Annotated in this window: 1 protein-coding gene; it reads left to right on the plus strand. The window is 41.9% G+C overall.

Going from position 1 to position 1,092, the window contains the following annotated elements; genetic code table 11:
• Positions 1 to 60: 60 nt before the first annotated feature.
• A partial coding sequence (locus Q3C19_RS18210; RefSeq protein WP_302731271.1) for a transposase occupies positions 61 to 1,092 on the plus strand: 1,032 nt, incomplete at its 3' end.

The following is a 1,092-nucleotide window of genomic DNA, read 5'->3' on the forward strand; positions in this document are numbered from 1 at the left end:
AAAAGTATTGCATAATTCACTGATTTTTAGTAAATTAGAAGTACTTCACCACTTTTAATTATGACTAAAGAATCACTCCTTATGCAATACCAATCCGAGTGCAGAAACGCTCTCGAATCAGCTGTAAATATAAGCAAATCTTTTCAGAAAGTATTCATGGATGCAATGAAATTATTCATGGCTATACCTGACCGCATCAATTTCCTGCAAATGGGACGATATGGATGTTTCTCGGAACAGACATACCGCAACAATTTTGAGAATGATGACTTTGACTGGTTTTCCTTCAATGAAGCCATCATCAGAGAACACCTTAAAGGCTGTCGCAAGGCAATAGCCATTGATCCGTCTTTCATTCCAAAATCCGGCAGCAAAACACCGTGGATTGGCTATTTCTGGTCCGGTTGTGCCGGCGAATACAAACGCGGACTGGAGATAACCGGTATTGGAGTTATAGACGTTGACAACCATGAATGTATGACTTTGGCCTCTGTACAGACACCTGACAACACAACGCTGGAAAGCCGCGGGAAGAATCTTGTAGACTGGTACAGTTCTTACCTTATCAGCATACAGGAACATCTGAAACGGATTTCCGACACTGTCGTATGTGATGCGTTCTTTTCAAAGGCAACTTTCATCAAACCATTATGCGAGAACGGATTCCACGTTATAAGCCGTTTCAGAAATGATGCAGCGTTGTTTTATCCCACCTTAGAAAATGGGACAGGAAAACGCGGACGTCCAAAATTGTATGACGGAAAGATTGACTTTGAATATCTGGACATTACAAGATGTACTGAATACAAAGTAAACAAGGGTAAACTTTACGGACTGAAAGCATACTCCAAAGCACTCAAACGCTTTGTGAGCCTGGCTGTATGGTATCCCATGGATGGAAGAACGGACAAATGGCAGCTGTATTTCTCTACAAACGAAATACAGAACGCACAGGATGTACTGGACTTTTACAGGACACGTTTCCAACTCGAATTCTGCTTTCGGGATGCCAAGCAACATGCAGGAATAACAAACTGTCAGTCTACAGACTTCAGGAAACTGGCATTCCACTTTAATGCATCACTTGCAGCG

The organism is Bacteroides sp. ET489 (assembly GCF_030518095.1).
GTDB lineage: Bacteria > Bacteroidota > Bacteroidia > Bacteroidales > Bacteroidaceae > Bacteroides > Bacteroides ndongoniae.